The sequence below is a fragment of the Kitasatospora nipponensis genome (genome assembly GCF_039528135.1).
Lineage (GTDB): Bacteria > Actinomycetota > Actinomycetes > Streptomycetales > Streptomycetaceae > Kitasatospora > Kitasatospora nipponensis.
The window spans coordinates 35,044-57,238 of record NZ_BAAALF010000010.1; the positions used below are offsets into that span (position 1 = coordinate 35,044).

The following is a 22,195-nucleotide window of genomic DNA, read 5'->3' on the forward strand; positions in this document are numbered from 1 at the left end:
AACTGGACCACCCGCTACGCCTATGGGGGATCACCCGGCTCGGGCTCCACCACCTGATCGAGAACGTACGCGGGGCGCCAGTGCGTGCCCAGCGGTGAACGATGTCGCAAAGCCGTGTGCACCGCATGCACGGTGAGGCGGCGGGGCGGGGACTGGAAACGGAGCATCGGCCACCGTGCCAGTCCCCGACCCTCCTCAGACGACGATGCGGTCGAGGTTGGGCGCTCCGGCCGAGGGGTTGGAGAACTCGATGGTGTTGCCGCTGCCGGCCTTGAGCTGGACGGTGACGGTCTTGGTGACCACGGTGTTGTAGTCCGGGGTTTCGGGGAAGCTGACGGTCTGGTCGACGCCGTTGACGGTGACGGTGGCGGTGCGGGCCTGGCCGACGCTCAGGAAGGAGACAGTCATGGTGTAGCTGCCCGCGGCCGGCTCGGAGATCCCGGTGAAGGTCGCGGTGCCGCCGTTGCCCAGGTAGCTGAGCTTCTTGCCGCCGGAGCAGTGGGCGCAGCTGGTGACGGTGGTGCCGCCGGCCAGGGTTGCCGCCTCGGCCTCGTACGACGTGTTCCCGCCGGTCGGCGGGGTCGTCGTGGGCGGAGGGCTCGTCGGCGGGGGGCTGCTGGGCGGCGTGCCTCCGGCCATGCTTGCGCCGAGGCTGTCGAGGGCCTTCTGGACCAGGGCCTGAGCGTTGTCGTTGAGGTTGGCGTTGGTGCCGTTCACGACCCAGGAGGAGCCGGAGAACATGACCACGGTGACGCCGTTGTCGACGCCGCCGGTGGTGCCGCTGCTCGGGATGCCGAGGAGTTGGGCGGCCTTGACGGAGGCCTCGCCCAGTTCGCGGGAGTCGTTGTCCGAGGTTTGCTGGTTGTTCGCGGTCTGGGTGTCGCCGAAGATCGAGCCGATGACCTTGCCGTTGTAGAACATCAGCGCGAACTGACGACCCGACATGCCGTGTTCCTTGTAGAAGAAGTGCGGGCAGGGGGACGTGCGGTCCCAGCAGTCGTCGCCCAGCACGTAGAAGGGCACGTGGTGCGCGCCCAGGGCCTTGCCGCTGCTGTCCGACCAGGTCGTGTCGCCCTGGTGATCGGGGTCGGGGTCGGGATCGCTGCCGTCGGTGTCGATGGCCATGCTGGAGGTGTAGGCGTAGACGCCCTTCGCGACCTGGTACACGTTCACGTTCTGGGCCCGTGTCATGGTGTTGATGTGGGGCTTGGTGTTGACCTGGTTCGCGGCCGTCGAGTTCTGATGGATGCCGGCCAGGACCTGGGCTGGGGTGTACGAGCCGGCGGCCGGTGCGGCGGCGGCGTTTGCCTGGACGGTGCTGGGGGTCGTGGCCGCGTCGGCGTTCGCGATGGCCAGTGGGGTGGCGAGCGCGAGGGCCGCGGCGGCTGCCACGGCGAGGCGTGTCCGGGTCGATGACATGGCGGTGGGGGCCTCCGTCACTGGTTAGTAAAGTTGCCTAACTGAATCGAAGCACCTTCGGCCCCACCACGCAATCATCGCGTTAGCTAGATTTGCGAAGTCCAAGCGAGCAACTCGCGGCTGGGTGAGGCCCTTTGTGGGACCGGTGCGAACGCCTCGTCCGCAGTCACCCACGCGAAGGGCACACCGGCGTCGATGACGCTGCACCATCCACTCGAAGAACCCGAGAAGAAGCTGCTCGGCACAACCGCGTACCCGAGCGCCCCGGCCACCTGCATCGGCCACTCGGACGACGCGAGAGCAGCGACGCCCGACGCGACCTGCTCGGCCGTGCCCTGGCTTGCGCCGGTCGTGGCCACGGACGTAGCGGGACCCTTCGGATGGCACAATCCACCTCCACTCCTGACGGTGGGTCAGCCCACCGCGGCCCATCCTCACGAGGGACCAACGGCCCCGGCTACGGGCCACGCGGGCCCTGTCCGGCGACCGTCGACGACGGTGACAGTGGTCCCGACGGATCCCGAGCCCGCTGGAGGCACTGCCATGAACCGCCCTGTTCTCGCCGCCATCGACACCCCGGAGCGCAGCGGAGCGGCCGCGCACTGGGCGGCCGCCGAGGCGCTCCGCCGCGGGGCGCCGCTGCGGCTCCTGCACGCCTGGCCCAACTCCGGTAACGGCGACCAGCTCCTGCTCGCCGACCTGCGCGAAGCCGCCCGGCGGATGCTGGACGGCCTCGCCGACGAGCTGCGCGCCGCGCATCCGGGAGTCGAGGTGGCCACCTCGGTGGTGGCGGGCGCGGCGGTCGACGCGCTGTTGCGGGCGGCCACCGAATGCGAGCTGCTGGTGCTCGGCACCCGGGGACTCGGCGGGTTCCACGGCCTGCTGGTCGGCTCGGTCAGCCTGTCGACCGTCGGCCGCTGCGACACACCGGTGGTGCTGGTGCGGGCCGAGATGCCGCCCAACCCGCGCGCGGCACAGCACGCCGTGCCGCGCGACGCCGTGCCGGAGGTCGTCGTCGGGCTGGACCCGCAGGTCCCCGCCGGTCCGGTGCTGGACTTCGCCTTCGAGGAGGCCGCGCGGCGCGGCGCTCCGGTGCACGTGGTGCACGGCTGGGAGACGCCGCCCACCTACAACTACGGCTACGCCGCGGGATGGGTGCCGTCACAGGAGGACCGTCGCCTGCTGGAGACGCTGGCGACGAGGCTGGTCTCGGACGCGCTGGCGCCGTGGCGGGAGAAGTACCCGCAGGTCCTGGTCGTGGAGGACGTCCGGGCCGGCGGCGCGGCCGGTGCGCTGGTCGACGCCGCTGGCGAGGCCGCCCTGTTCGTGGTCGGTCGACGTGACCGGTCGCTGGGCGTGGGGCCGCGGCTGGGCCCGGTCGCCCACGCGGTGATCCACCATGCCCCGGCACCCGTCGCGGTCGTTCCGCACGCCTGATCGCAGGCCCTACGCGGGGCCGTGCCCGGTGCCGTTCGGCGCCCCACGCAGGTCTGCTGGTCGGCTCCGTCGGCCTCGCCGTGGCCGCACGGGTCGACACCCCGGTGGTCCTGGTCCGCGCCGGGCAGCCCACCGTTGACCCGGAGCGGGGCGGGCGGGAGATCGTGGTCGGGGTGGAAACCGGCCAACTCGCCGACTCCGTCATCGACTTCGCCTTCACCGAAGCCGCCCTGCGCGGAGTGCGCCTGCGGGCCGTCCACGCCCGGACGCCGCTCTCGCCCTGGCCGGCCCTCGGTTGGGCCCCGCCGCGGTTGGAGGTCACCGAGCAGGAGGAGGCCGAGCAGGCCCTGCTGTCCGAAGCCCTCGTCGCCTGGCGGCGCACGTACCCCGAGGTGGCACTGACCGCCGAGGTCCGGCTGGGCTCGGCGGCGCAGTCCGTGCTGGACGCCGGCCGCGACGCCGACCTGATCGTCGTCGGCCGGCGCGAGCGCGGTCGCGAACTCGGGCCCCGGCTCGGGTCGGTGGCCCACGCCGTACTCCATCACGCCGACTCCCCGGTCGCGGTGATCCCGCACCGCTGAGGCCGACCAACACGCGCGTCCCCCTGTCACCGCACCCCCGTCCCCGTCCCCGTCCCCGAGGAGCAACGGACATGCCCGACGTACCCCGCCCCGCCGTCCGCAGGTGGCGCCGGCACCTGCGCCGGGCCCTTGGCACCGAGCGCAACGAGCTGCTTCGCCCCCTCGACCGGAGCCGCAGCCGGGCACTGCTGCTCGCAGCACTCGGCCTCGCGCTGGCCGCCCCGCTGGGCGCGGCCGCCGGGACCACCGAGCTGGCATCCGCCCAGCGGCAGGAAGCGGTGACGGCCGCTCGGCTGCACCGTGTTGACGCGATCGTCCTGACCCCGGCCCGCCGGGCCACTGCCACGGCCGCTGTCGGCCGGACCGGATACCAGGCGAAGGCCGCCTGGACCGACCCGGCCGGCCAGCAGGACACCGGAACGGTCGACGTCACCCGGCACGCCCTCCCGGGCAGCACCGTGAGCATCCGGGTCACCGACGCCGGCCGGCTCGCCGCCCCTCCGGCGAGCGCCGCCGACCTCGTCGGCGACGCCGCCTGCTTCGGCCTGCTCACCCTCGGCTGCCTGTCCGTCCTCGTCGCCTCCGGCCTCGGCCTGCGGCTGCACTTCCTGGCCCGCACGGCGGCCAGGGGTTGGCAGGACTCCTGGGCCCGCACGGAGCCGGTCTGGACCGGACGCTCCCTGCGCGGCCCCGGCACCCACGGCCCCCAGCCCGGCTGAACCGGCCCTGCCGTCATCAGGCCTCGCCCGCCGAGGACGCCCGCGCCCAGCCGATATGACGGTGGTCATTCCGCAGGACGGCAACCGCCTTGTCCCTGTTGGAGCGAAGGCGGGTGGCCCGAGGTGGCTCCTCACCAGGTTCAGCCCGGCCGAGCACACCCGGTTCCGCACCATGCTGGCCCGCCTGACCACGAGGGTGGGCCGTTGACGGAGCCGAGCAGGAAGCCCCGAACGGTCCCCGTCCCCCGTGAACCGAGCACCAGCACCGGGCGCCCCCGGCGAGCAGCCGGCTGAGGGTCGGCTCGCGTTCGTCGCCGATCACCGGGTCCGACTTCTCACCCGCCCGGCCGACCGGAATCGTGGGTCGGGCCGCTGCCGTAGCCTCCCCCGCCGGGCGTCTCGATCTCCAGGGCGTCTCCCGCCGCGAGGTCCGCGCGGTCGCAGCCGTTCAGCGGCACCACCGTGCCGTCGGCGCGACGGACACGGTTGACGCCGAGCGCTCCGGGCGAACCGCCGGCCATGCCGTAGGGGGCCACCCGGCGGTGTCCCGACAGGATGCTCACCGTCATCGGCTCGCGGAACCGGATCCGGCGCAGCGCGCCGTCACCTCCCCGACACCGGCCTGTGCCGCCGCTGCCGTGCCGGACGGAGAACTCCTCCAGGAGGACGGGCAGGCGCCATTCGAGGACCTCCGGGTCGGTGAGGCGGGAGTTGGTCATGTGGGTCTGCACGACGCTCGCACCGTCGAAATCGCTGCCCGCTCCGGCACCGGAGGCGATCGTCTCGTAGTACTGGTGGTGCTCGTTTCCGAAGCTGACGTTGTTCATCGTCCCGGAGCCCTCGGCCTGGATGCCCAGTGCGGCGTAGAGCGCGCCGCAGATCGCCTGGGAGGTCTCGACGTTGCCGGCGACCACGGCGGCCGGATGGCGCGGTGCGAGCATCGACCCGGCCGGCACGACGATGCTCAGCGGGCGTAGGCAGCCGTCGTTGAGGGGGATGTCGTCGGCGACCAGGGTGCGGAAGACGTAGAGCACGGCCGCGGTGACCACGGCGGAGGGCGCGTTGAGGTTGGAGTCGAGCTGCGGCGAGGTGCCGGTGAAGTCCACGGTGGCGCGGCGCTGTTCACGGTCGACGGAGATCCGCACGGCGATCACCGCGCCGGAGTCCGTCTCGTAGCGGCAGGCGCCGTCGGCGAGCGTGTCGATCACTCGGCGGACCGCCTCCTCGGCGTTGTCCTGCACGTGCCGCATGTAGGCCTGCACCACCTCCAGGCCGAAGTGGTCGATCATCGCGGCGACTTCGTCGACGCCCTTGCGGTTGGCGGCGATCTGGGCGCGCAGGTCGGCGAGGTTGGTGGCCGGGTCGCGGGAGGGGTGGGGCGCCTGCGTGAGCAGGCGCAGGGTCTCGGCCTCGCGCAGCCTCCCGTCCTCGACCAGCAGCCAGTTGTCGAACAGAACGCCCTCCTCGTCGATGTGCCGACTGGTCGCCGGCATCGAGCCGGGGGTGAGTCCGCCGATCTCGGCATGGTGGCCGCGTGAGGCGACGAAGAACAGGATGCGCTCACCGGGGGGATCGAAGACCGGCGTCACCACCGTGACGTCGGGCAGATGGGTGCCGCCGTGGTAGGGGTCGTTGACGGCATACGCGTCGCCGGCCTTCATCGTGTCGCCACGGCGCCGGATCACCTCCTTGACGGTGGTGCCCATCGACCCCAGGTGGACGGGGATGTGGGGGGCGTTGGCGACCAGGTTGCCCTCCGGGTCGAAGAGCGCGCACGAGAAGTCGAGACGTTCCTTGATGTTGACCGACTGCGAGGTCGACTCCAGGCGGGCGCCCATCTGCTGGGCGATGGCCATGAAGAGGTTGTTGAAGATCTCCAGGAACACGGGGTCGGCCTCGGTTCCGGCGCCTGCGTCCGCGCGGGGCACCACCCGCTCCATCACCAGGTGCCCGAGCGGTGTCACGGTCGCCTGCCAGCCGTCGTCCACCACGGTGGTGGCGTTGGCCTCGGCGATGATCGCCGGACCGGTCACGGTCTCGGCCGGCCGCATCGACTCGCGCTCGCACAGGGGCACCTCGCGCCGGGCTCCGCGCGTGAACAGGCGCACGGACCGTGCGGTCCCTACGGACCGTGCGGTCCCTGCGGAGCGGGCCCCGGATCCGCCCGGCACACCGAGGTCCGGCTGCTCGGTGATACCGATGGCCTCCACCGACAGGGCCTCGACGACGATCGGACGTTCCATCAGGAACGAGTACGTGGCACGGTGACGCGCCTCGAAGGCGGCGATCATCACGCTCGGCACGTCCAGTGCGACCTGGAGGGTGGTGTCCGTCCCGTCGTAGCGCAGGCGCGCGCGATGGACGACCTCGATGCGTTCGGGCGCGACGCCCTCGTCGAGCAGTTCGGCGCGGGCCTGCGACTCCAACGCCTGCGCGATCGCCCGGACCTCCTTCATCGACGCGGCCTCCAGCGGGCGCTCCACCGCCTTCTCGCGCAGAACGGTGGTGTCGGCCAGTCCGATGCCCAGCGCAGAGAGCACCCCGGCCATCGGGGGCACCAGGACGCTGCCGATGCCCAGGGCATCAGCCACGGCGCAGGCGTGCTGGCCGCCCGCGCCGCCGAAGGTGGTCAGCACGTACCGGGTGACGTCGCGTCCCCGCTGCACGGAGACCCGCTTGACGGCGTTGGCGATGTTGTCGACGGCGATCCGCAGGAACCCCTCGGCCACCTCCTCGGGCGAGCGCCGCTCTCCGGTGCGAGCGGTGATCTCCTCGGCGAGCGAGTGGAACCGACGGCTCACCGTTTCCCCATCCAGTGGCTGGTCACCGCCGGGTCCGAACACGTGCGGGAAGTGCTCGGCCTGGATGCGCCCCAGCATCAGGTTCGCGTCGGTGACGGTCAGCGGACCGCCACCCCGGTAGCAGGCCGGACCGGGGTCGGCCCCCGCCGACTGGGGACCCACCCGCAGGCGGCTGCCGTCGAAGTGCAGCACCGAGCCCCCGCCGGCCGCCACCGTGCTGATCGCGAGCATCGGCGCCCGCAGCCGGACCCCGGCGACCTGGGTGGTGACCACCCGCTCGTACTCGCCGGCGAAGTGCGACACGTCGGTGGAGGTGCCCCCCATGTCGAACCCGATCACCTTTTCGAAGCCGGCCAGTTGCGACATCCGCGCCATGCCGACGATGCCGCCTGCCGGCCCGGAGAGGATCGCGTCCTTGCCGCGGAAGTGGCCGGCCTCCGCGAGTCCGCCGTTGGACTGCATGAACATCAGCCGCACGCCGCTCAACTCCTCGGCCACGTCCCGGACGTAGCGGCGCAGTCCGGGCGAGAGGTAGGCGTCCACGACGGCGGTGTCGCCGCGCGGGACCAGCTTCATCAGCGGGCTGGCCTCGCTGGAGAGCGACACCTGCGGGAACCCGATCTCCGCGGCGAGCCGGCCGATCGCCCGCTCGTGGTCGGGGTGCAGGTAGCTGTGCAGGCAGACCACCGCCACCGAGCGGATGCCGTCCCCATGGCAGAGGCGCAGGTCCCGTGCCAGCTGTTCGAGGTCAGGAGCGCGCAGGACGGTTCCGTCGGCGGTGATCCGCTCGTCGACCTCGATCACCCGCTCGTAGAGGGGCTCGGGAAGGGCGATCTCCCGGTCGAAGATGTGCGGACGGTTCTGGTAACCGATCCGCAGCGCGTCGGCGAAGCCGCGGGTGATCACCAGGACGGTCGGCTCGCCCCTGCGCTCCAGCAGGGCGTTGGTCGCCACCGTGGTGCCCATCCGCACGGCGTCGATCCGGTCGCCCTCCCCCGCCGCCGCCAGCAGGGCGTGGATTCCGGCGACGGCGGCGTCACGGTATCGCGCCGGGTCGTGCGAGAGGAGCTTGTGGGTCAGCAAACGGCCTTCGGGACTCAGCGCGACGACATCGGTGAAGGTGCCCCCGCGGTCCACCCAGAACTGCCAACCCCTGCGGGCCATCTCCGGCTCCTCCGCTTCCCGGCCAGGCACGCCGGTCGCCTTCGCGCCGCCTTCCGGACGAGTAGCCGCCTTCCGGACGAGTATCCGACCGCGGGAGCGGTGGCCGCAAACGCGACATACTGGGCATGAGGATCTCTGCGAGAAGGCGGTGCGGCGGCTATGACGGCGCTGACCCTGGGTGTGCTGCGGGAGACCGCACCGGGCGAACGGCGGGTCGCTCTCGTCCCCGACCTGGTCCACACGGTCGACGCCCTGGGGATCGCCGTCCTGGTGGAGCGCGGTGCCGGGGCCGGGGCCCTGTTCCACGACGAGTCCTACGCCGAGGCCGGCGCGGATGTCGTCCCGCGCGCCGAGATCCTTCGGCACGCGGACCTCCTGGCAGGCGTGCGGGTCCCCCTGCTCGGCCCCTCCCATCGCTTCCGGCCCGGACAGCTCCTGATCGCGATGCTGCAACCGACGCTCATCCCCTTCCAGATCCGGCAGTGGGCCGACCAGGGTGTCACCGCCGTCGGACTCGACCTGGTCCCGGACGGCCTCGGTGCCGGACACCCGGTGGACGCCCTCACCTCCCAGGCCCGTGTCAGTGGCTACCGAGCGGTTCTCCTCGCGGCCGAACGCACGCGCCGCTGCCTGCCGCCCTGGGGCTCGTCGGAGGCGACGTTCGAGCCGGTCCGGGCACTGGTCGTCGGCGCCGGGCCCGCCGGTCTCCAGGCCGTCGACACCGCCTGCCGGCTCGGCGCACTCGTCCACGCCCACGAACTGCGCCGACGGGCCCGCCAGGACGCCACCGAGCTGGGTGCCGCCCTCCTCGACCTGCCGGGACTGCGGCCCGTGGACGACGGTGCCGCGCTCGCCCGGACACTCGACTCCGAGCTGGCCGAGCTGCGCCAGGGGCTGGCCGACTCGCTGCCCCGCTTCGACATCGTCATCGCCGCGCTCGACCCGCCAGGCCGCCCGGTGCCGGTGCTGCTGACCACCAAGGCCGTGCAGGCCATGCGCCCCGGCTCCGTCGTGGTCGACCTGGCGGTCGGCTCGGCCGACTCGCCGGGTGGCAACGTCGAGTGCGCGGAGCCGGACACCCTCACCCTGGTGGGCGACGCGGTCACGGTGATCGGCGCCGGCAACCTCCCCGCCCAGGTCCCGGTCACCGCGTCGACCGCCTACGCGCACAACGTCACCGCCCTGCTCCGCCACCTCAAGCGCGGTGGACCCCTCACGATCGACCTGAGCGACCCCGTGCAGGCCGCCGTCGTGGCGACCCACCACGGCAGCGTGCTGCACGAACCGACCAAGCGGCTCCTGCTCGAGGCGACCGCCGCGGCCGGCACGCCCTGACGCCGACCCACGAGCTCGCCCCGGGTGCTACCGAGCCGACTCGGCCGAGAGTCCGGCGTGGCGCGCGATCGCCGCCGCACGGTCGGCGCAACGCTGGTGGCAGCGGGCCGGCAACGTCCCGTCGGCGACATCGCAGCGAAGAGGCTCAGCGCGCGGTCGACGTCGTGGTTGTCGTAGAGCGGCTGGGCGGGGCGGTGCTTGGACCAGCCATGGGAGTTGGCGTGCTCGGCCTGCTCCTGCTGCAGGTGGGCGCTGTCGCGCAGCACGATCTCGGCCAGGCGGGCCGTGTGGGGTGTGCAGACCACGCGGCCGTGGAAGCCGTCCCGCACCAGGCGGGGCAGGTAGCCGCAGTGATCGAGGTGGGCGTGGGTGAGGACGACGGCGTGCACGTCCTCGGGGGCCAGCGGCAGCGGACGCCAGTTGCGTCGCCGCAGCTCGGCCACGCCCTGGAACATGCCGCAGTCGACCAGCACCCGGGCGTGGTCGGTCTCGACCATGAACTTGCTGCCGGTGACGGTGCCGACCCCACCGAGGAAGGTCAGCAGCCCCGGCCGGAGCTCCGGGCCGCTCCTCCCGGCGTTCCTGTCACTCGCGATGGCGCCGACCATGATGACCGCCTCTCCTGGCCCGCCGCTCCTGCGCGCGCACCGAGATCCCCGCCAGTCCACTGTCACACTGCGACGCTCACGCGGCATGGGTCAGGCGCCCTCGGTCACAGACCGATCGGCCCTGTGCAAGGACCCGGAAGACGAAGGTCGCGTGACCGGCTGCTGGGCTCCCGCTGTGCCGGCCCGTATCCTCCCCGTCCGCCCGGGATGCGACCACAACCGGCGGCGGTCAGGCTGGAAACCCGGCGTCGAACGGGGACCCGCGCCATCCGCTCAGCGGCCGAGACCGCGCCGTCCACCGCCGAAGATCCTCTCGGGAGGTTGCCATGAGAGCCGCCATCGGAGACCGCGTCATCGTGGAGGGCACCCGTCCCGGCGTACCGCCGCGCGACGGAGAGGTGATCGCGGTACACCGCCCGGACGGCGAGCCCCCGTGGGAGGTCCGGTGGTCTGACACCGACCACGCCACCCTCTTCTTTCCCGGCCCGGACACCCACCTGCACCACTTCACCGGCCAAGACCCGAACGGGCACCCGCAGCGGCCGTCCGACCGGCCGCACACCTCCGCGCAGACAGCGCGGAGCGAGGCGCGGGCCAAGCCGGGCAACCCCGGTGACCTCGGCCGACGAGTCGCGTCGCGTCGTGAGCAGCTGGGACTCAGCCGGGAGGAGACCGCGGTCCGGGCCGGCATGGCGGTGCCGTACCTGGAGTACCTGGAAACCTCCCCCACCGAGGTCGAGAGGGGAGCTCTGGCCAGGCTCGCCGGTGTCCTGGGTACCTCGGTCGACCAGTTGCTCGGTGGCGGACTCGACCTGCCGCCGGGCCGGGCGGGCGCCGCCGCACATCCGGTGTTGGAGGAGCTGGCCCGTGCCGAGTGCTGGGATCGACTGTCCACCGACGGTGTCGGCCGGGTCGCCCTCGGCACGGCAGCGGGTCCCCTCGTCCTGCCGGTCAACTACTGGGTGCTGGACGGAACGGTGATCTTCCGGACGGCTGCCGAGGGCCCGCTGGCCACCACCGTGGGTGAGCGCATCGCCTTCGAGGTCGACCGGATCGACGAGGTGCTGCGCACCGGCTGGAGCGTGCTGGTCACCGGTACCGCCACCCTCATCGACGACCGGCCCGCGCTCGCCCACCTGAAGCAACGGGACGAGCCGTCCCCCTGGGCGGGCGGCGAGCGGGACCTGTGGATCCGGATCAGACCGACGGACATCAGCGGCCGCGCGATCCGGACCACCGACGAACCGACCCGCTGACGCCGGCGGGCATCGTCGCCGCGCGGGCGCCCGGTGGATCAGCCGGCAGGAATCATGAGCCGCTACCGATACGGCCTCCCGCGTCGTGGTCGTGCCGACCGACGGCCCGGCAGGTGCCGCGCGACTCTTCCGATGGTGGCGGACGCACGTCCTGCTCTTCCCCGTGTGCTCGGATCTGTCAGCAGTCGCGGGCCCGTCCCGGTCGTGTGCCTGATCCCCGGCCCGGCCTCCGCTCTCCCGCCGGAACCCGACCCCGAGCAGACCACCCGCAGCGCTCGACCGGCGTCGCTCCCGCTGCACCGCGAGGCCGACGGGATCGGCGCGTCCGGGCCGCCCGGTCGCCGGGCAGGGACCGATCGGCCCTGGTCGCGGTCGGTGGCGTGGGCGGAGGCTGGGAGGTGGAGGGCGATCCTTCCCTCGGCAGGGATCCACACCCAGGAGGTGTGAGGGCCATGCAGCACCGCACCGTCCACGACGTGATGACCCCGGACGCCCCCTCGTGCCCAGCCGGGTCGGGCCCCACACGCCGCACCTCTGACAGTGACAGTCGCATCCCCGGTCACCCGTGGCCGCGGCACTGCCACGATCGAGTCCCCGTCGAGGAGAGCATCATGGAGCATCTGCACACCGTGGGTGACGTCATGACCCATGCACTGATCGCGGTGGGGCGCGACGCACCGTTCCAGGAGATCGTCATCGGTATCGGACCGACCGCGCCGGCCGACCGCGGCGACATCCGGGCCACCCGCGCGGGCGGAGCAGCGCGGTGAAGGTCTCCGCCCTGATGACCTCCCCTCCGGTGGTCGTCGCCCCCCGTGTCACCGTGCGGCAGGCGGCCCAGCGGATGGACGAGGAGGCCGTCGGGTGCCTCCTGGTCGCCGACGGCGAGCACCTGTGCGGTGTCGTCACCGACCGCGACCTCGCGCTCCGCGCTCTCGCCCGCGGACTCGACGCGACCGCGCCCGTCGCCGAGTTGATGTCCACGCCCGTGGTCACCCTGGACGTCACCGACGACCTGGAGACCGCCTACCGACTCTTCCGCCGCAGCGGCGTCCGGCGCCTGCCCGTCCTCGACGATCACCGGCCGGTCGGCATGCTCGCCGTCGACGACCTCTTCCGCGACGTCCTGCAGCACCTGGCCGACCTGCTCGGCCCCATCTCCTGGAGCGTTCTGCACGAAGGCCCCAGGGGTGGCCCGGGGCAGACGACGGACTGAGCGGGACATGGCCGACAGGACAGCGCCCCTGACGCGCCATCCGCCGGCGGACAGCGCGGCCGGGGCCGAGCCGCCCGACCCACGCGAGCCGCTCGACCCGCCCGACCCACGCGAGCCGCTGTCCGTGCTCCTGCGCGACATGCGAACCTCACCGCGGGGCCTGGCCACCCGCGAGGCGGCACGCCGGCTGACGGTCTACGGGCCGAACACGCTGGCACGCCGCGGCGGGCGCCGGTGGCACCGCGAGCTCGCCCAGCAGTTCACGCAACCGCTGGCGCTGCTGCTGACCGTGGCGGCCGTTCTCGCCGCGGCCACCGGCGCACCGGCACTGGCGCTGGCGATCCTGGCCGTGATCGTGCTCAACGCCCTGCTGGCCTTCGCGCAGGAGCAGCAGGCGGAGCGGGCGGTGGAGGCCCTGGCCGCGTTCCTGCCGGATCGCGCGGCGGCGGTGCGCGACGGGGTGCGCTAGGAGGTCGAGGCGAGCACCCTGGTGCCGGGTGACGTCCTGGTGGTGGAGGAGGGCTCTCGGATCTGCGCGGACGCCCGCCTGCTGTCGGGTGGGGTGGAGGTGGACCTGTCGGCGCTGACCGGCGAGTCGGTCCCGGTGTTCCGCTCGGCCGAGTTCGTCGACTCCTCCGGCCCATTGCTCCAGGCCCGCGAGCTGCTCTTCAGCGGAACGACGTGCACCGGCGGGCAGGGGCTGGGGGTCGTCACGGCCACCGGCATGCACACGGAGCTGGGCCGGATCGCGGCGCTCAGCCAGCGCACCCGGCGTGAGGAGAGCCCGCTGGAGCACCAGGTCAAGCGGGTTGCGCGACTGATCGCGGTGATCGCCGTGGGTGTGGGCGTGGCGTTCGTCCCGCTCGGCCTGGCCTCCGGACTGTCGCTCACGGCCACGATGACGTTCGCGATCGGTCTGCTGGTCGCCAACGTCCCGGAGGGCCTGCTGCCCACGGTCACCCTCGCCCTCGCGGCGGGTGTGCGCGCCCTGGCCCGGCGCGGTGCGGTGGTGAAGCGGCTCTCCGCCGTCGAGACGCTCGGCTCGACCAGGGTCGTCTGCACCGACAAGACCGGAACGCTGACCGAGAACCGGATGCGGGTCACCACCATCTGGACTCCACGGGGCGAGATCGACGTCGGCGACGCCGTCCCCATCGCCGTCCCCGAGCAGGTCCACCTGCTGGCCGCGGCCGCCGCCGTCTGCACCACCGCGACACCGGCCGCCGGCACGGACGGTCGTCCCACCGGCGACCCGACCGAACTCGCACTGCTCGACCTCGCCGAGCGCCTCGGTGACCGGGCCCCACCCGAACAGCGCGACCGGCTGCGACGGTCGGTGTTCCGATTCGATCCGCGGATCAAGCTCATGACCACCGCCGACGCCGAGGCGGACGACGACGCCGTGGTCCTGCACAGCAAGGGCGCACCGGAGGAACTCCTCCTCCGCTCCGACACCCTCCTCGACCAGGGGGACGAGCGCCCGCTCACCCCCGCCGACCGGGCTCGGATCGTGCGCACCGTCGGTTCGCTGGCCGAACGCGGGCTGCGGGTCCTGGCCGTGGCCCGTCGACGCCTGCCGCCCCGGACAGGCGCCGCCCGGCAGCCGCGAGGACGCCGAACGGCACCTGTGCCTGCTCGGCCTGGTGGCCATGGCCGACCCGGCGCGCCCGGAGGTCGCCCACGCCATCGAACTGGCGCACCGGGCCGGGATCACGGTGCACGTGGTCACCGGCGACAACGGCCTGACCGCGGCCGCCATCGCCGCCAGGGTCGGCATCGGCCACCGTGGCATGCGCATCGTCACCGGAACCGAACTGGAGGCGATGAGCGAACGCGAACTGGACACCCTGCTCGCCCGCGGCGAGGAGGTGATCTTCGCCCGCTCCTCACCCGAGGCGAAACTGCGGATCGCCGACGCGCTGCGCGCCGAGGGCAACACCGTCGCCATGACCGGCGACGGGGTCAACGACGCACCTGCCCTGCGCCGCGCGGACATCGGCATCGCCATGGGCCGCTCCGGCACCGACGTCGCCCGCGAATCCGCGACCATGGTGCTCACCGACGACAACTTCGCCACCATCATCGCCGCCGTCGAAGCCGGACGACGGACCTACGACAACATCCGCAAGTTCATCGTCTACATCTTCGCCCACGCCGTCCCCGAGGTCCTCCCGTTCCTGGTCTTCGCCCTCGCCGGTGGCCTCGTCCCGCTGCCCCTGACGGTGATGCAGATCCTCGCCATCGACCTGGGCACCGACACCCTGCCCGCCCTCGCCCTGGGCCGCGAGCAGGCCGAACCCGGCCTGATGGACCGCCCGCCCCGCCCGCGCGGCGAAGGCGTCATCCAACCGGCGATGCTGGCCCGCGCGTGGGGTTCCTGGGACTGATCTCCGCCGCCCTCGTCATGGGCGGCTACTTCCTCACCCTCGGCCGCGGCGGCTGGCACCCGGGCGACCCCACCGGAACCGGCACCGCGCTGCACCACACCTACCAGCAGGCCACCACCGTCACCTGGCTCGGCATCGTCGCCTGCCAGATCGGCACCGCCTTCGCCGTGCGCACCGAGCACGCCTCGCTGCGCTCCGTGGGCGTCCTCGGCAACCGCCAGCTGCTCGGCGGCATCGCCTTCTCGCTCACCTTCGCCGCCGCACTGGTCTACCTGCCGCCCCTGCACTCCGTCTTCGGCACCGCGGCCCTCAGCCCGCTCCAACTCGCCACCGTGCTGCCCTTCCCGTTCGTCGTCTGGGGCGCCGACGAACTGCGCCGGGCCCTGCTGCGCCACCGCGCCGGCCCTTCCCCCGTGCCCCGGCCCAGCCCGCCCGCACCGGCTCTCCCCGCGCCCGCGCCCGACACCGGCGGGCACCACCCCCTGACCGTCCTGCTGGCCCGTCACGGCTGGAGTGCGCGCCACCTCTCCCGCGCCCTGGACGTGAGCGAACACGCGGCCGCCGACATCGTCGCCCACGCCCGGCGGATCGGCGCCGAGCACGGCCGCCGCCCACCGTGAGCAGTCCCTCCAGGGTCGAGCGGCCCGTGGCCCTCGGGTCATGAGCCGGCCGGCCGGACGACCCGCACCGCGGGGTAGAGGGACTCGGCCACCTCTCGATCGAACGGCTCGGTGTCGGGGGTGAGCACCGCGGCAGCGGCCGTGGCCACCCCGAAGGCACAGGCCTCGACCGGATCGCCGCCGGTGGCCAGCCGAAGGGTGACAGCGGCGACCATCGCGTCTCCCGCCCCGGCGTCGCTGAGCGGCTCCCCGGGCAAGGACGGGGCGCGCAACTCGGTGTGACCGTGGCGGGTCGAACAGAGTGCGCCCAGTTCTCCCAGGGTGGTGACGGCGACCTCGGTCGCCCCGGCGGCCAGGAGGTACTCGTTGACGGCGCGGGCGTCGTCGAAGGTCCGAACGGCCTTGCCGGCGAAGCCGGCGGCCTCGTGGTTGTTGCACCTGCGCAGGAAGACGCCCTCGAGCAGGGACTCGCGCAGGGCCCGCCCCGAGGTGTCCAGCACCAGCCGGGACCCGGCCTCCTTGACCCGGCGGGCGACGGCACCGTAGAAGGTGTCGGGCAGACCACCGGGCAGACTCCCACTGACCACGACGTACTCGTGGCCGGCGACCGCTCGCTCCAGCGCCTCCAGGACGCGCCGTCCCTCGCGGTCGTCCAGACGCGGGCCCGGCGGCACGATGTGAAAGCTGCGTCGTGTCTGCGACTCGAACAGCACGACCGCTTCGCGGGTCTCGTGCGCGATCTCGAGAGAGAGGTGGTCGACCCCCTCCTCGTCCAGCAGCCGGTTCAGGCGCCGGCCGACCTCGCGGCCGGCGGTGTGGAGGGCGATCGCTCGTCCCCCGAGCCGCGACACGCCCCGGGCGACGTTGATCCCTCCCCCACCCGCGGCCACGAACCTGACGCGGGCGCGACTCTTGCCCACGTCCGCGAGACGGTCGACCTCGAAGCAGATGTCGACGGTGGGGTTCACCGTCAGGGTGAGGATCGGCGGCACGGCCTGCGACCGCGGACGCCTCCTCCCGGTGCCCGCCGCAGGTGGCGGAAACGCTTCGTCACCGCTCATGGCTCAGACGCCGGGTCGTCCGGAGCCGGGGGACCCGGGAGACCCGGGAGAGTACCCACGCAACCGCGCGGTTCACCAGCCACCTCGTCCTCCTGCCGATCACACGCTGTGTCCGCCGGCTGCCGGGAGCGTCGTCAGGCCGAGGACTCGCCGTATCCCACCGTGTCGTGATAGCCGCTGAGATCGAGGATCTCCTGAACCGGACGGCGCGGGGTGGCCGCTCCCGGCGGTCCGTAGCCGAGGCGCAGCACCACTTGCACGTGGCCGGGCGGGTCGTCGGCATCGCGCAGGCGCCACCGGGTCTCGGCCCATTCGACGGCCTGGTGCAGGACCGAGGCGCGCAGGCCGTGGACGGTCGCGAGCAGCCAGACGTGCTCCAGTGCCTGTCCGGCGCGCAGCCAGTCCGCGGGGTGGTCGGTGCGGGTGGTCAGCAGGCACAGCTGTGGCAGGGCCTCGAAGTGTCGTGGGACCTCGGCGGGGGCGTCGGGGCGTCCTGCCGCGAAGTCGCGCATCGGGACCCGGGCGTCGCGGTCCTGCGGTCCGAGGGCGGCGGCCGGGATGCCGTCCGAGGCGGGGGCTTCCAGGCGCAGCCAGCCGCGGAGTTCCGCCTGGCGGGCCAGGTCGGCGGCGGTGCGCTGTTCGGCCTCGGCAGTCACGCTCAGCACGCGTAGGACGGCGTCCTCCTCGAGCGGGGTGAGCAGGGCGTCCTCCTCGCGGGCGGCTTCGATCAGTTCGCCGAGAACGGCTTCGGGGACGTCGCGGTTGGCGAACGGCTGCCGGCTCGAGTGACGCTGCGCGATCGCCGGGTAGAGGTGATGGCCGAACGGGTGCCGTGCGGCGGGTGCGCCGAGGTCGACTTCGGCGAGCAGGTGCGGGTCGGCCGGGTCGGGCAGCAGGCGGACGGTGGCCGCCCGGCCCAGCCGCCCGGCGGCGACCCGCAGGTTGAACACCGCCGTCCCGACGGAGATGTGCAGGGCGCGGCCCAGGGGGTCGCTGACGGCGACGGCCCGGTGCGGGTCACCGAAGACGAGCATCCCGCGGGCGTCGGCAGTGGGGCGCAGGCGCCAGGGCTGGCTGTTGTGCACCGACGGTGCCGCACCCGCGGCGGTGGCCAGCAGCTCCAGCTGGTCGGGGGTGAGGACCGGCTCGGCCATGATCGATCGTCCCTTCCGCCACCGAGGGCGCCCCGGCGGCTCACGACGGGGCGGCCACCTCTCACCTCCATGCTGCGCCCCGTCAGGCTCCGGCGCGATCGGCTCGGGCCGGTCGTCCTGCTCTGCCTGCGCCGCGTGCTGCTTGGAGCCGTCGGAGGCAAGAACGCCTCGCCGGGCGCGATGGGACCGCGATCCCGGAGAACCGGATGACCCGGCGGATCGAGGCCGTGACCACCTCCCCTCGAACGGGAGCGAACTACACGGCTCTGCGGTAGAACAGGACTCCCAGCGGTGCGAAGACCGCCACGATCCCGGCGTCCCAGGCGAGCGCCTGCCACACCGCGGTGGCGGCCGGTCCGCCCAGGACCAGGATCCGCACCGCCTGCGCGGTCTGCGACACCGGTTGGTGGTTCGCGAAGGCCTGCAGCCAACCGGGCATGGTGGACACCGGGACGAACGCCGCGGAGGCGAACACCAGCGGCGCGAGCACCGGGAAGGCGGCGGCCTGCGCGGTCTCCGGGTCGCCGACCGCCATGCCCACCACGGCGAAGATCCACGACATCGCGAAACCGAACGCGAGCACCAGCAGCGCCCCGCCCAGGAAGGCCGGGACGCCGGCGTGGATGCGGAACCCGAGCGCGAAGCCGACCCCGGTCATCAGCCCCACCACGAAGACGTTGCGCGCCAGGTCGGCCGTGGTACGGCCGACCAGCACGGCGGAGCGCGCCATCGGCAGGGAGCGGAAGCGTTCCATCAGGCCGGTCTGCATGTCGGTGGCCAGGCCGATCGCCGTGTTCATCGAGCCGAAGACGGCGGTCTGCACGAAGATCCCGGGGATCAGGAAGTCGACGTAGGAGACCCCCGGTGGCAGCGAGGGGCCGACCACCCCGCCGAAGACGTAGCGGAACATCAGCACGAAGACGAGCGGCTGGATGGTGGAGAACACGAGCAGCCGTGGCACCCGGCGCAGCGCGATGAGGTTGCGCCAGGCGACCGCGAGCCCGTCGCGGACCGTCGCGGTGAGCCGGCGGCCCGGCCGTCCTGCGGCGAGGGCGTGCGCGACGGTGGTGGAGGTCATGGCGCATCTCCGGCGGCTGCGGGGTCGGCGGGTGGATCGGTGCGGTGGCCGGTCAGGGCGAGGAAGACGTCGTCGAGGCTGGATTCGCGCACGGCGACGGTGCGCGGGACCAGTCCGCCGGTCTCCAGCAGGTGCAGGACGTCGAGCAGCGCCTCGGAGCCGTCCGGGGAGGTCAGCCTCAGCCGTGCGCCCTCGACCTCCGGAGCCTGGGCGAGACGTCCGTCGAGGGCTGCGGCCGCCCGGGCCGCCCGGGCGGGGTCGCCCATACCCAGTTCGATCACCGTGTTGCCCAGGCGGGCCTTGAGTGCGGCGGGGCTGTCGTCGGCGATGATCCGTCCCTCGTTCACCACGACGACGCGCTCGGCGAGCCGGTCGGCCTCCTCCAGGTACTGGGTGGTGAGCAGGACGGTGGTCCCGTCGCCCACCAGCTCGCGGATCAGTTCCCACAGGGCGTTGCGGGACTGCGGGTCCAAACCGGTGGTCGGCTCGTCCAGGAAGAGCACCGGCGGCTCGGGGACCAGGGCCGCGGCGACATCGAGGCGGCGCCGCATCCCGCCCGAGTAGGTCCGCACCGGGCGGTCGGCGGCCGCGGCGAGGTCGAAGCGCTCCAGCAGGGCGGCCGCGCGGGGGCGGATCCGGGCGCGGGGCAGTTGCGTCAGCCGGCCGATCAGCCGCAGGTTCTCGCGTCCGGTCAGGTTCGGGTCGACGGCCGCGTACTGACCCGCCAGGCCGATCAACCGCCGGACCACGCCCGCCTCCCGCACCACGTCGTGCCCGAGCACTTCGGCGTGCCCGGCGCTCGGGCGCAGGATGGTGGTCAGGATCCGGATCACGGTGGTCTTGCCCGCGCCGTTGGGACCCAGCAGCCCGAACACCGCCCCGGGCCGGACCTCGAAGTCGATCCGGTCCAGGGCGAGGACCGACCCGAAGTGCTTGCTGAGAGCGGTGACGCTGATGGCGGCTTGTTCCACGGGCTGCCCCTCACTCGACGTGACGGCGGCTCCCCCGGTCGGCCGCACCGCAGGCCCCTCCATTCTCGCGCCCCGCGCCGTGCCCGTCGCAGTGACGACCACGCCGACTCGCCAGGGCCCTGGACCAGCTCCCCGGACAGCTCGTCGTCCACACCGTCCGAGGGAGCCGGCACCTTCGACGCGGCAGCGGTCCGGCCCGGGCTGTTCAGGTCCGGGTGGCCCGGTGGCCGGTCCGCTCGACGGTGAGGTCGAGGAAGTGGGCCGAGCAGGAGATGCACGGGTCGTGGTTGCGGATGGCCCGTTCGCACAGGGCGGTCAGTTCGGCGTCGGTGGGCTCGCCGTGCCGCAGGCGCTCCTGGACCTGGCGCCGCAGGTCCTCCTCGATGGCGCCCTGGTTCTGCGCGGTGGGCGGCACCAGGACGGCGTCGGTGACCGTCCCGGACGGGTCCAGGGTGTAGCGGTGGTAGAGCAGGCCCCGCGGCGCCTCGGTCGCGCCGTGACCGGTGCCGGCGCGCGCGGCCACCTCGACGTGGGAGTTCGGCGTCGGCTGGTAGGCGTCGATGATGCGCAGGGCCTCGTCCACGGCCTGCAGGACCTCGACGGCGCGCACCACGATGCTGCGGTAGGGGTTGCGGCAGACGGCGCCCTGCCGGGGGTCACCGAGGCCGGCCTCCCTGGCGGCCTCGAGGGCGATCGGGGCGAGCAGTCGGCCGCTGACGGCGTAGCGGGCGAGCGGGCCGGTCAGGTGGCGGCGCCCGTCGAGCCGGGAGTGCAGGGCGGTGGAGTGCGGCACCTGCTCCTCGAGGACGTGGTCACCGAAGGTGTGGAGCGGGAAGGTGCGGGTGGGCAGTGCGCGGTCGCTGTCGGGGGGCAGGCCGGCGGTGCCGGGGGCGGGCATGACGGTGGGGGTGCCGGACTCGATGGCGTAGCGGTCGGGTTCGGCCAGGGCGAGCAGGTCGTGGTCGCAGCCGGCGTCGGGGAAGTCGAATCCGGCCACCCAGCGCACGCTCTGCGCGGCGTCGTCGCGGGCCCGGAGCAACTGTTCGGCCAGCGGGCGCAGTTCGGCGGGTGTGGGCAGGCGGTGGAAGCCGCCGAGGCGGACGTTGACGGGGTGGATCGCGCGGCCGCCGAGGAGTTCGAGGATCGCGTTGCCGGCCTGCTTGAGGCGCAGGCCGCGCTCCACGTCGGCGCGGTGGGTGCGGGCGAGGTCGACGGCGCCGTCGGCGCCCAGGAAGTCGGGGGCGTGCAGGAGGTGGACGTGCAGGGTCTGGCTCTCGATCCACTCGCCGCAGTAGAGCAGCCGGCGCAGGGCCGCCGGCGCTCCGCTGACGGTGACGCCGCAGGCGTCCTCGACGGCGCGGCAGGCGCTCAGTTGGTAGGCGACGGGGCAGATACCACAGATCCGGGAGGTGAGGTCGGGTGGCTCGGTGTGGGCGCGCCCGCGCAGGAACGCCTCGAAGAACCGCGGGGGTTCGTAGATCGCCAGCCGGGCCCCGGTGACGGTGCGGCCGTCCAGGCTCAGGTGCAGCGCGCCCTCGCCCTCGACGCGGGCGAGCGAGCCGACGTGCAGCACGCGGGTTCCGCGGTGGGTCACGGTTCCAGCTCCTTGCGGGCCGCCTCGTCGAACTCCGGGGCGGCGGCGTTGAAGGTGCGCAGCACGCGCACCACGTCGAGGGTGTCCATGCCGTCGCGGTGCAGCAGCGGGACGAAGGCGGGAAGGTTGGTGGAGTCGGACGGCCCGAAGCAGCCGTAGCAGCCGCGTCCGTAGCTGGGGCAGATCGCGCCGCAGCCGGCGTGGGTGACCGGGCCCAGGCAGGGCGTGCCGTGGGCGACGGTCACGCAGACCGTGCCGCGCTGTTTGCACTCGAAGCAGACGCTGTGGGCGGGGACGTTCGGGGTGCGGCCGGCCAGTTGGGCGGTGATGACCTCCAGGAGTTGACGGCGGTCGACGGGGCAGCCGCGCAGTTCGAAGTCGACGGGGACGTGGGCGCTGATCGGGGTGGAGGTGGCGAGCGTGGCGACGTAGTCGGGGCGGGCGTAGACGAGGGCCTGGAACTCGGCGACGTCGGCGAAGTTGCGCAGGGCCTGGACGCCGCCGGCCGTGGCGCAGGCGCCGATGGTCACCAGGCGGCGGGAGACGGCGCGCACGTGGTGGATCCGCTCGACGTCCTGCGCGGTGGTCACCGAGCCCTCGACCAGGGAGAGGTCGTAGGGGCCGGGGGCGGTCGCGCTGGAGGCTTCGAGGAAGTGGGCGATGTCCACCTGTTCGGCGAGGGCGAGGAGTTCGTCCTCGCAGTCCAGCAGGGTCAGTTGGCAGCCGTCGCAGGAGGCGAACTTCCACACGGCCAGGCTCGGGCGCCGGCCTGCGTCGGACGGAATCGGTGGCAT

18 protein-coding genes and 2 pseudogenes are annotated in these 22,195 nt (G+C 73.3%); 11 read left to right on the plus strand and 9 right to left on the minus strand.

Translation table 11 applies throughout. The features are described 5' to 3' along the window. Positions 1 to 195 precede the first annotated feature (195 nt). On the minus strand, positions 196 to 1,392 hold the full coding sequence (locus ABD323_RS05265) for a glycoside hydrolase family 75 protein (RefSeq protein ID WP_344439730.1): 1,197 nt from the start codon (positions 1,390 to 1,392) through the stop codon (positions 196 to 198). Positions 1,393 to 1,962: 570 nt separating this feature from the next. On the opposite strand from ABD323_RS05265, the gene ABD323_RS05270 reads away from it, so the two are divergent. The 3 genes from ABD323_RS05270 (at position 1,963) to ABD323_RS05280 (ending at position 4,156) form a co-directional block, all read left to right on the plus strand. Next, positions 1,963 to 2,856: a universal stress protein gene (locus ABD323_RS05270; RefSeq protein WP_344439732.1), complete on the plus strand. Its 894-nt coding sequence runs from the start codon at positions 1,963 to 1,965 to the stop codon at positions 2,854 to 2,856. 80 nt (positions 2,857 to 2,936) lie between these two features. Beyond that, complete coding sequence (locus ABD323_RS05275; RefSeq protein WP_344439734.1) at positions 2,937 to 3,437, plus strand: universal stress protein; 501 nt, start codon at positions 2,937 to 2,939, stop codon at positions 3,435 to 3,437. Between the two features lie 71 nt (positions 3,438 to 3,508). Then, on the plus strand, positions 3,509 to 4,156 hold the full coding sequence (locus tag ABD323_RS05280; protein ID WP_344439736.1) for an Rv1733c family protein: 648 nt from the start codon (positions 3,509 to 3,511) through the stop codon (positions 4,154 to 4,156). Between the two features lie 335 nt (positions 4,157 to 4,491). Here the strand turns inward: ABD323_RS05280 and ABD323_RS05285 are convergent, their stop codons facing one another. After that, positions 4,492 to 8,121, minus strand: a complete 3,630-nt coding sequence (locus ABD323_RS05285) for a hydantoinase B/oxoprolinase family protein (RefSeq protein WP_344439738.1) — start codon at positions 8,119 to 8,121, stop codon at positions 4,492 to 4,494. A gap of 159 nt (positions 8,122 to 8,280) precedes the next feature. Between ABD323_RS05285 and ABD323_RS05290 the strand changes: the two genes are divergently transcribed. Next, the gene (locus ABD323_RS05290; RefSeq protein WP_344439740.1) at positions 8,281 to 9,456 is read left to right on the plus strand and encodes a Rossmann-fold NAD(P)-binding domain-containing protein; all 1,176 of its coding nucleotides are present in this window, start codon (positions 8,281 to 8,283) and stop codon (positions 9,454 to 9,456) included. A 260-nt stretch (positions 9,457 to 9,716) separates the two neighbouring features. Here ABD323_RS05290 and ABD323_RS05295 read toward each other — a convergent pair. Then, positions 9,717 to 10,151 (minus strand): annotated as a pseudogene (locus ABD323_RS05295) (MBL fold metallo-hydrolase); the annotation flags it as partial. Between the two features lie 239 nt (positions 10,152 to 10,390). Between ABD323_RS05295 and ABD323_RS05300 the strand changes: the two are divergent. The 7 genes and pseudogenes from ABD323_RS05300 (at position 10,391) to ABD323_RS05330 (ending at position 15,543) form a co-directional block, all read left to right on the plus strand. Continuing rightward, positions 10,391 to 11,320, plus strand: a complete 930-nt coding sequence (locus ABD323_RS05300; RefSeq protein ID WP_344439742.1) for a pyridoxamine 5'-phosphate oxidase family protein — start codon at positions 10,391 to 10,393, stop codon at positions 11,318 to 11,320. Between the two features lie 611 nt (positions 11,321 to 11,931). Then, positions 11,932 to 12,090 carry a hypothetical protein gene (locus tag ABD323_RS05305; protein ID WP_344439744.1) on the plus strand — a complete coding sequence of 53 codons (159 nt, stop codon included), beginning with the start codon at positions 11,932 to 11,934 and terminating at the stop codon, positions 12,088 to 12,090. Between the two features lie 14 nt (positions 12,091 to 12,104). Beyond that, positions 12,105 to 12,536 carry a CBS domain-containing protein gene (locus ABD323_RS05310; protein WP_344439746.1) on the plus strand — a complete coding sequence of 144 codons (432 nt, stop codon included), beginning with the start codon at positions 12,105 to 12,107 and terminating at the stop codon, positions 12,534 to 12,536. A 139-nt stretch (positions 12,537 to 12,675) separates the two neighbouring features. Continuing rightward, entirely contained in the window at positions 12,676 to 13,005 is a 330-nt protein-coding gene (locus ABD323_RS05315) for a cation-transporting P-type ATPase (protein WP_425555868.1), read from the plus strand. 42 nt (positions 13,006 to 13,047) lie between these two features. Then, a pseudogene (locus ABD323_RS05320) lies at positions 13,048 to 14,055 on the plus strand (HAD-IC family P-type ATPase); the annotation flags it as partial. Positions 14,056 to 14,185: 130 nt separating this feature from the next. After that, a complete protein-coding gene (locus ABD323_RS05325) occupies positions 14,186 to 14,923 on the plus strand; it encodes an HAD-IC family P-type ATPase (RefSeq protein ID WP_344439751.1) in 738 nt (245 codons plus the stop codon). Further along, positions 14,905 to 15,543 (plus strand): cation transporting ATPase C-terminal domain-containing protein, encoded by a 639-nt coding sequence (locus ABD323_RS05330; protein WP_344439837.1) that lies wholly within the window; start codon positions 14,905 to 14,907, stop codon positions 15,541 to 15,543. The genes ABD323_RS05325 and ABD323_RS05330 overlap by 19 nt, the downstream gene beginning before the upstream one ends. Positions 15,544 to 15,581: 38 nt before the next feature. Here ABD323_RS05330 and ABD323_RS05335 read toward each other — a convergent pair whose 3' ends face one another. From ABD323_RS05335 to ABD323_RS05360, 6 genes are all read right to left on the minus strand, one after another. Then, positions 15,582 to 16,535 (minus strand): 1-phosphofructokinase family hexose kinase, encoded by a 954-nt coding sequence (locus ABD323_RS05335; protein WP_344439753.1) that lies wholly within the window; start codon positions 16,533 to 16,535, stop codon positions 15,582 to 15,584. Between the two features lie 203 nt (positions 16,536 to 16,738). Next, on the minus strand, positions 16,739 to 17,758 hold the full coding sequence (locus ABD323_RS05340; RefSeq protein ID WP_344439755.1) for an Acg family FMN-binding oxidoreductase: 1,020 nt from the start codon (positions 17,756 to 17,758) through the stop codon (positions 16,739 to 16,741). 256 nt (positions 17,759 to 18,014) lie between these two features. Next, on the minus strand, positions 18,015 to 18,836 hold the full coding sequence (locus ABD323_RS05345; RefSeq protein WP_344439757.1) for an ABC transporter permease: 822 nt from the start codon (positions 18,834 to 18,836) through the stop codon (positions 18,015 to 18,017). Then, positions 18,833 to 19,807, minus strand: a complete 975-nt coding sequence (locus tag ABD323_RS05350; protein WP_344439760.1) for an ATP-binding cassette domain-containing protein — start codon at positions 19,805 to 19,807, stop codon at positions 18,833 to 18,835. Before ABD323_RS05350 ends, ABD323_RS05345 begins: the two co-directional genes overlap by 4 nt. Positions 19,808 to 20,012: 205 nt before the next feature. Beyond that, on the minus strand, positions 20,013 to 21,401 hold the full coding sequence (locus tag ABD323_RS05355) for a Ni/Fe hydrogenase subunit alpha (RefSeq protein WP_344439762.1): 1,389 nt from the start codon (positions 21,399 to 21,401) through the stop codon (positions 20,013 to 20,015). Further along, positions 21,398 to 22,195: an NADH-quinone oxidoreductase subunit B family protein gene (locus ABD323_RS05360; protein ID WP_344439764.1), complete on the minus strand. Its 798-nt coding sequence runs from the start codon at positions 22,193 to 22,195 to the stop codon at positions 21,398 to 21,400. Before ABD323_RS05360 ends, ABD323_RS05355 begins: the two co-directional genes overlap by 4 nt.